General features: G+C 52.4%; 11 protein-coding genes. All 11 read left to right on the forward strand.

All coding sequences use genetic code 11. The features are described 5' to 3' along the window. Window positions 1–138: 138 nt before the first annotated feature. The 11 genes from EDM58_RS23840 to EDM58_RS25560 all read left to right on the forward strand — a co-directional run bounded on the left by EDM58_RS23840 (window position 139) and on the right by EDM58_RS25560 (window position 7,047). Window positions 139–2,301: a phage tail tape measure protein gene (locus tag EDM58_RS23840; RefSeq protein WP_122915540.1), complete on the forward strand. Its 2,163-nt coding sequence runs from the start codon at window positions 139–141 to the stop codon at window positions 2,299–2,301. After that, window positions 2,298–2,891 carry a hypothetical protein gene (locus tag EDM58_RS23845; protein ID WP_122915541.1) on the forward strand — a complete coding sequence of 198 codons (594 nt, stop codon included), beginning with the start codon at window positions 2,298–2,300 and terminating at the stop codon, window positions 2,889–2,891. Before EDM58_RS23840 ends, EDM58_RS23845 begins: the two co-directional genes overlap by 4 nt. 12 nt (window positions 2,892–2,903) lie before the next feature. Continuing rightward, window positions 2,904–3,191: a hypothetical protein gene (locus EDM58_RS26340; protein WP_246001016.1), complete on the forward strand. Its 288-nt coding sequence runs from the start codon at window positions 2,904–2,906 to the stop codon at window positions 3,189–3,191. A 115-nt stretch (window positions 3,192–3,306) separates the two neighbouring features. After that, a complete protein-coding gene (locus EDM58_RS26345; protein WP_246001020.1) occupies window positions 3,307–3,858 on the forward strand; it encodes an XkdQ/YqbQ family protein in 552 nt (183 codons plus the stop codon). Window positions 3,859–3,861: 3 nt separating this feature from the next. Continuing rightward, a complete protein-coding gene (locus EDM58_RS23855) occupies window positions 3,862–4,110 on the forward strand; it encodes a hypothetical protein (protein WP_122915542.1) in 249 nt (82 codons plus the stop codon). Beyond that, window positions 4,110–4,544, forward strand: coding sequence for a DUF2634 domain-containing protein (locus EDM58_RS23860; RefSeq protein WP_122915543.1), 435 nt, complete (start codon window positions 4,110–4,112; stop codon window positions 4,542–4,544). The genes EDM58_RS23855 and EDM58_RS23860 overlap by 1 nt, the downstream gene beginning before the upstream one ends. Then, window positions 4,532–5,347, forward strand: coding sequence for a baseplate J/gp47 family protein (locus EDM58_RS23865; protein WP_122915544.1), 816 nt, complete (start codon window positions 4,532–4,534; stop codon window positions 5,345–5,347). Before EDM58_RS23860 ends, EDM58_RS23865 begins: the two co-directional genes overlap by 13 nt. After that, a complete protein-coding gene (locus tag EDM58_RS23870) occupies window positions 5,344–5,916 on the forward strand; it encodes a DUF2313 domain-containing protein (protein WP_122915545.1) in 573 nt (190 codons plus the stop codon). Before EDM58_RS23865 ends, EDM58_RS23870 begins: the two co-directional genes overlap by 4 nt. After that, entirely contained in the window at window positions 5,913–6,230 is a 318-nt protein-coding gene (locus tag EDM58_RS23875) for a hypothetical protein (RefSeq protein ID WP_122915546.1), read from the forward strand. Before EDM58_RS23870 ends, EDM58_RS23875 begins: the two co-directional genes overlap by 4 nt. Further along, window positions 6,231–6,506, forward strand: a complete 276-nt coding sequence (locus EDM58_RS23880; protein WP_122915547.1) for a hypothetical protein — start codon at window positions 6,231–6,233, stop codon at window positions 6,504–6,506. It begins immediately after the preceding gene. A 61-nt stretch (window positions 6,507–6,567) separates the two neighbouring features. After that, complete coding sequence (locus EDM58_RS25560) at window positions 6,568–7,047, forward strand: hypothetical protein (RefSeq protein WP_148039354.1); 480 nt, start codon at window positions 6,568–6,570, stop codon at window positions 7,045–7,047. Window positions 7,048–7,274: the final 227 nt, after the last annotated feature.

The following is a 7,274-nucleotide window of genomic DNA, read 5'->3' on the forward strand; positions in this document are numbered from 1 at the left end:
GTGGATCGGTACAAGCAAAAGCTGTTTCTGTTTGCTTGCCAGCTTATCGAGTGGGAAGAGCGGGAGAAGGGAGGGCTGTAAGCATCTCCCTCCATCCCGAGGGCTGGGAAGCAGGTAACAACAAAGGAGGTGAGAGAGATGCTTACGATAGGGATGTTTCGAGAAGAAAGGCAGTCTTTTAGCATGGTGTTTATCGAAGTGGCCAAACAGGCTACCTACTCCATAGAGGTGATAAAGAGGGAGGCCCGCACCCTACAGGCAGAACTAACAAGATTTTCCATGAGAAAATATAGTCCCCAGATCGCCTTGGAAGACAAAGCCAGCGTCACACTAGTAGCGATAAAAAAGCAGATCGAGGAAGTAGACAAGAAATCGAAGGCGATGCAGGTCGTCGAACACGTCGATAAGGCATTGGAAGCAACCAAGAAGTTGGTCAAGGATTTCAACTCTGTCGTTTCGATTTCCATCGGTGGCGATTTTACAAGTTTGCAAAAGGAAATGAAGGAAGCTTTCCGAGAACGTGCCTTGTATGCTGCAAAAGGAAAATCAGATAAGCAGATACAGGCATTTGACGAGATGACCCGTGAGATAGTGAAAATCAATCCATATTTGCAAAGTACCGATGCGATGAAACTGATCTCGGCAAGTGAACAGCTTCAGCAAGATCCTGAACAGGCCAAGACTTTTGCCAAGCAGGCGGCGCAGCTTGGGGTGACCACCTCGGTCGAACCGAAGGAGCTTTTGAGCATGATGAACACCATGAGCCAGTTGACGGGTAACAAGGACGCCGAACAGTTGGCCAACTCCATTCAGTTCATGAACAATTCCCTGCAGACGTTTAGCGGCAAGGAACTGGAGACGATTATTGCCTATAGCAAAGAGAACCAAATAAAGCTCGACAGTCCCGAGCAACTGGCGACACTTGTGGTCGAGTTGGAAAAGCAAAAAATCGCAGGAGATAAGACGGCGGCGACTCCTGATCTCATCAAAAAGACAGCGGATAAAGTCGCCTCAGGAGAAATTCGTACACAGGTAGGGAATGAGGCGAGTACCGCCTATAAGCGGGCCATGGAGCACAACCCTTTCTTGGAATTTCAGCAAGCGCAAAAAGATGCGAGGCAGGCTGTCATGGAGCTCGCGATGACTGTCTCACGTGATGTTTTGCCAGTGTTGAAGCCTTTGGCGCAGGGAATGAAGACGGTGGCGGAAACGCTGAACGGGATGCCAGGGGTAAGAATAGGAGCGGAAATAACAGCGGCCGCTGTCTTTTTGCTTATGGCCGGGTACAAGCTGTTTCGATTTGCAACCGAAGTAGGGGAGGCTTACCGGAATGTAAAAAGCATCCTAAAGCCGCAGGCTGCCGCGCCTGTCTATCCCGAAACGATATGGGGAACGAATAAAGGCGGAAATAAATCGGGCACAGGGAAAAAGGAACCAAGTAGAACGGGATCCTCGCGCCCTGGACGAGGAGGAGCAGTTCTCTCTGTTCTGTCTTCCTTGTTACCCATTTTCTTGGCGTCTTCCGAGCAAAAGGAATCTCCAAACGTTGAGCTCAAAAAATACGAGCAAGGTTTACATCGGGATCTGGTTTTTCAGACAACCAAGGATGTTCCAAGTAATTTAATTCGTCCCAAGGATCCAAATATCCATTCGTTCACTATGCCCACTGCCCCTCTATCCATTACACCATCCATCATTCCAAGCGATCTGTCCGGTTTGAAAAAGACTGCAAGTTCTCTCCTTCGCAAGATCCCCGTCTTGCGCACGTTTATGGGAGCTGCCGATATTGCGCAGTCGGACAACAAGCTGGAAACCGCAGCCCGCATCGGTGTAGAAGCGCTAGGCGGTTGGGGAGGAGCGGCCGCAGGAGCAGCATTGGGAGCGACGGTTGGTTCGGTTGTGCCGGTTGTCGGTACTGTTGTCGGAGGAGCAGTAGGCGGAATTCTCGGCGGAATCGGCGGTGCAGAGGTTGGCGGCATGCTTTTTGACAAGGTGAAGGACTGGTGGCAGGGCGAGGAAAAGCCTGCTTCGACGCCACCGCCGGAGCAACAAATGTCTCCTGTACCGTTGGGACCGCCTGCACCTGTTGGAGCACCTGTATCGGGTATGCCTGAAAAGGCTGGCGCCATCTCTGTGACGATCCCGCAAATTTCGGTTCCGTTGCACGTAGAAGGCGTGCTGCAAGATATCCCGACGATGTTGAACATGCTGAATGACCCGTCTGTCGGGCAACGGATCAAGCTGATCATTGAAAAAGCACTGCTGGATTCGCTGGAAACGCGGGGAGGTGTAGCGACATGATCAGGATGCAAGGGAAGTACAGGCTGACTTTTCCGGTAACGCCTGCGGAAATCCAGTTTCGCGGATATGGCAACGATACGGAGAATACGACCTCTATTACTTTGGCTAGCAACACCCGAATTGCTGGAAGACGTCCCAAAGCCATTTCGTTTGACTTTTTTCTTCCTGGCAATCCGGATGCCCATTATATCGAGGTTGAAGGCTACCAAGGACCTCGCCAGTGGCTGGCTGGGCTGGAACGGCTCACCGGTTCAGAGGTGCTGCTGACGATTGACGAGCTTGATCTGGCCTGGAATGTCCTGATCGGGCCTTGTGACGGGAGATTTTCAGGAAAACAGGTGGATTACCACGGTTCCATCGAGCTGCCTTTGTTTGTGAAGGATGAATTTTTGAGCTGGAGCAATCAGACGCAGCTGCTTGCGCCTAGTGCAGTAGTCGTGAAGCAGCAAGCTGCCCGTCCCAATACGAGCGGAAAAAAAGCGAAAAAGCCTTCCTCGAAAACAACGGAGGGACCGTCAGAGCAACAGACAGCCAATCGAATCGCAATCGACCGGAAGCTGGCCAGTGTCAATCGGGTCATTGGGACGTAAGGAGAGGATCGGATGAAAGTCATCTACGGAAAAGAAGCGACCCGATACGATCTGACCTCATCGGTAATAGACCTCTCCTGGTCATCGTCGCGTGGTCAGATCAGCCAACACTGCGAAATCAAGGTACAAGCCGCCCCGCCGCTGCAATCGGCGGGCTTTTTGATGCTGTTCGCAGGCGATTCGTTGAAGGAGTCGGAACAGTTCTTTCACGGCCCTCTGGTCAATCCAAAGCGAGACGACAAGACAGGCGATCTGACCGTCACAGCCTATGAGCTGAGCTGGTACCTGCAAAAAAAATGAGATCACTCGCACCAAGCTGGACGGGGATGCCGGAGCAGAACTGGGGCGGATCATACGTGCTGCAGGAATTCAATTTGCCTGCCCATCCTTTGGCTTCATCGTCAAGGAGCGGATCATGCCGCAATCCTACACCGCATTGTTTTCAATGCTGACGGAACAGGCGTATGACAAAACAGGCGTACGCTATTTCGTCTCCCATCAACGGGACAAGCTGACCGTGCTGCCCGAAGGCGGGAACAGCATCATCCCGATGTTTCAGGCCAGCATGCTGGAGAGCAGCTCGACGGGCGAGAGCATCGAGGATGTATATACCGTGGTTACGGTGGAGCGTTATAAAGAGGACAAGCTGGCAGGCAGTGCATCCAAGGAAAACGCGAGCCTGATCAAACAGATCGGACGGATGCAAAAGGTCATCGACGCAGGTGAAGAAAAAAATCTCGCCTCCCTGGCAGCCAAGCAATTGTCAGAGCTGTCGAAGATCCCGCGCACCCGCTCCATTACGGTCAGGCATCAGGACGACCAGGCTGCCAGATTGCGGGCCGGCTGGCTGATTCGAATTCTGGAGAAAGACAACATGAGCGTCACAAACTGGATTGTCACGAATAGCAACACACGCTGGAAGGGCGGGTATTATACCGCGGACTTGCAGTTGGAAAGGAGGGGGTAGGAGATGTATTCGGTACTTGCGAGATTGCGACAAGCGGCACAGGAGGGCATGACGGACACGCAGGGCGAGTTCGGTGTTCTGTTGTCCATTACGCCGCTCTCGGTAAAGCTGGACGAAGACCCGACGCCCTTGGAAGCCTATGAGCTGGAGGTGCTGCGCTCCGCCAATCTGCGTGTCGAGGATATCGGCAGGAAGGTAGCTTTGTTGCGCTGCACCAACGGCCAATATTTGCTGTGCGGGGTGGTGGAGTGATGTTTCCCGAACTGAGCGGGAGTGAATCCTCTCTGATGCTGGACACACAACGTCCGATTCCCTGGACCTATCGCTTTGACTGGCAGACCAGACAGATGAGACAAGGACCGGATGGGCGATATTTGCGTACCACGACGTACGCGGAGTATTTGGAAGAGATCGCGAAAAAGCTACTGAATACGCGACGTTTTCGCTACGCCATCTATTCGGAGCGGATTGGCGTCGATTTTCTCTCGGAGATCGGCAGGCTCAAGTCGGGCATTTCGCTTGCTGTCATCCGGGCGCAGGCAGAAGAGGCGCTGGAAGCCCACAGCGAGATTGAGCGGGCGCAGGTGCTCGATATTCAGGTGCAGGATAAGCGGATCTTGTTTTCGCTGGAATTGACCGGGAGCAGAGGCAGCACGAGATCGGAGGTGGATGCATGGCAACGTTAAAAAAGCCGGATATGCCCATTTTGCGGGAGACGGCAGATCAGATTTACCAGCGGATGGCGAATCGGATGGCCTTGCTGGCTGAACAGCAGGGCGACACGCCGCCTGCGACAGAGGAAGGGGAGATCTTCTACGATTTGCTCTATCCGCTGGCGCAGGAGATCAGCGAACAGCAGCAGCTTCTGGAGTACGCCTTTTTACAAGGATTTCTTCCATGGGCAGATGATGAGTATCTGGATGCGCATGGCATGTTCTTTGGATTGAAGCGCAACGATGGCGAGGAGAATGACGCTTTCCGCAGTCGTCTGCTGGAGCGGGCTCGAACCGAAGAAGGGGACGGCCGCAGAGGAGACTATGAGCGCTGGGCGCGAGATATCAACGGAGTCGGTGGAGCTGTCGCCATCGAGAAGGCGCGCAATGACCTCTCCATCGATGTCTACATTACGGATGCAAATGGACAGCCTGCCAGTCTGGAGTTGGCTGAACAGGTTGAGAAGGAGCTTTCCGAGAAGCGAAGGGCGCTCCATGATTTGAAGGTTCTGCCCGCCAACATTTTCGAGGTGGAGATCGCCGTCCAGCTGGTGTTGGGGAAAGATGCCGTCCTGGCGACCGTGAAAGAGGAGATCACCAAGCAAATCACCACTTATTTAAAAGGGCGTTCGACGATTGTGTATCAGCAGATCGGATCGCTCTTCTTTGTGAACGGCGTCGAGGACTTTACCCAGTACACCTTGAACGGCGGAACCAGCAACGTGATTGTGGAAGGAGATGCAGTCTCCATTCTTCGTCTGGTGGTGACGACATGATATTGGATCGCTACAAGGAGGTGCTTCCTCCCTATTGGTATGAAAACAAGGTAGCCGAGTACCATTTTGCAGGTGCAGCTACCCCAGTCGACCAGTTTGCGGAAAAGCGCCGGGAGCTGGTGGAGCAATTCATTCCGTTTTCTGCGACGTGGGGATTGGATTACTGGGACTGGATCTATTTCGGCAAAAAGCAGACATCCAGCCTGGAGGAGCGGCGAAAAAATCTGCAAAGGCAGCACTGGGCGTATCTTGGCTTTACGCCGAGCGTGTTGCGCGCCATCGGGCTGTCTGCTTCGGAGAGCAAACAGGTAGAGATGGTAGAAGATTTTGCGCAGAAGGTCATCCGCTATGTCTACCCAGCCGAGGATCGCTTTGATTCAGCTCATGCGGTTTTGTCCGTGGAGAAGATTCGCCCGGTGCATTGCAATGGCGTAGTGTTGGAGCCGGTGAATGGAGAAATGCTGACGTTTACTGGCTCCTGGTTTGTTGGCAAAAGGGCGTACCATGCCGCAGGAGAATTTCGTGCGGGGATGACGCCCATCAAATGGAACGAGGAGGTGCCTGTATGATGCACCAGGATTACTTGGCGATGGCGCGGGATGATTTGCTGGAGCGGCTGCAGGGCGGCAGTCTGTTGATCAATGACGAGGTGTCTTTGCCTCTGCAGGGTTCCGTGATTTCCTCTCATCCCATTATCGGGTTTCAGCAGGGCATAGCCTTGCAGGTGCAAGCACGGCATGTGGATTCCGTACCGGAGATTACCCGTCTCAAGATCCTGACGGAGAGCGGGGTAGTCGTGGCAGAGAAGAGCGTACACATCCTCAGCAATGGCGCGCAGTTTCTTACTGTCACCTTCGTCGTGCAAGTGAAAGGAGGAGAATAGATGAGCTACCAAGCGAAGACGGATTGGACCTATGATACGCCTGTTACGGAGGATAACATCAACCGCTGGGAGCAGGGCATTTTGGACGCTCATCTGGCGCTGGAAAAACTGAAGCCGAGGCTCGCCCACGCCGAGACGCGGATCAAGGCGCTGGAGGATGCGCTGACCAACGATTTCCGGGATAACCGGTTTGTGATCACGTTGAATACGCTGGATGGGCTGCGGGTGTCGGAAGGGTGGTTTGATGAGAGGAATGGGAGGTTGGTGGTGAGGTGATGGGGGGTGTGAAAGGTAGGGAACTTTCTGATAACGGCTATTTTTAGGAAGGAGTATGAAAATGGGAATTACAACAGTAGTAAGTGCCGCATACGACACGTCGGGAAACGGCGGGAGAAGGTTGGTACGATTGAGCAATGGTTGGCTAGTTAGCACGGCCTATAACTCCGCTGGAGGAATCCATTATTTTTATAAATCAACGGATAATGGCCAGACATGGTCACAGTTGTGCTATCTAGAAGAAACATCTTTGACAGCTGATTTCGTTTCACAAATTGCAATTTGCTCATACGGGACAACGGTCTATTTGATCGCTACTATGGATTCCAACGGAGCAAAAATCTATTTTCAAAAATTTGACGCGGCTACACAAATAAACACCAATATTTCTACCGGAAAAATCACAATCGATAGCCAACACAATACGCTGTATGGATTGTCTTTGGCTGTGTCATCTGATGGTTCGACGCTATGGGGGGCATGGTCCTCTAATAATTCAAGGTATAGCCTATCAAAAAACGGTTTAACCCCTCAAAATTAGAGTCTTTCTCCCTTATTCTCGCATTTTCATATGATTCTTCCTTCTTCCCTACTTCAACCACCTTGGAGTCGGAGTCTAGAAAGGAAACCGTCTAGCGTCAAGGAGATCACTTGACCCCAGACGGTTTCCTTTCTGCTTGTCAGCTAGGTTGAAGTAGGGATCGTTCTGCAATCCTTTGCCACACTACACTTTCACAACAAATGGTGTAATGCGTTGCAGGGTAAAAG

This window comes from Brevibacillus panacihumi, assembly GCF_003710985.1.
Classification (GTDB): Bacteria; Bacillota; Bacilli; order Brevibacillales; family Brevibacillaceae; genus Brevibacillus; species Brevibacillus panacihumi.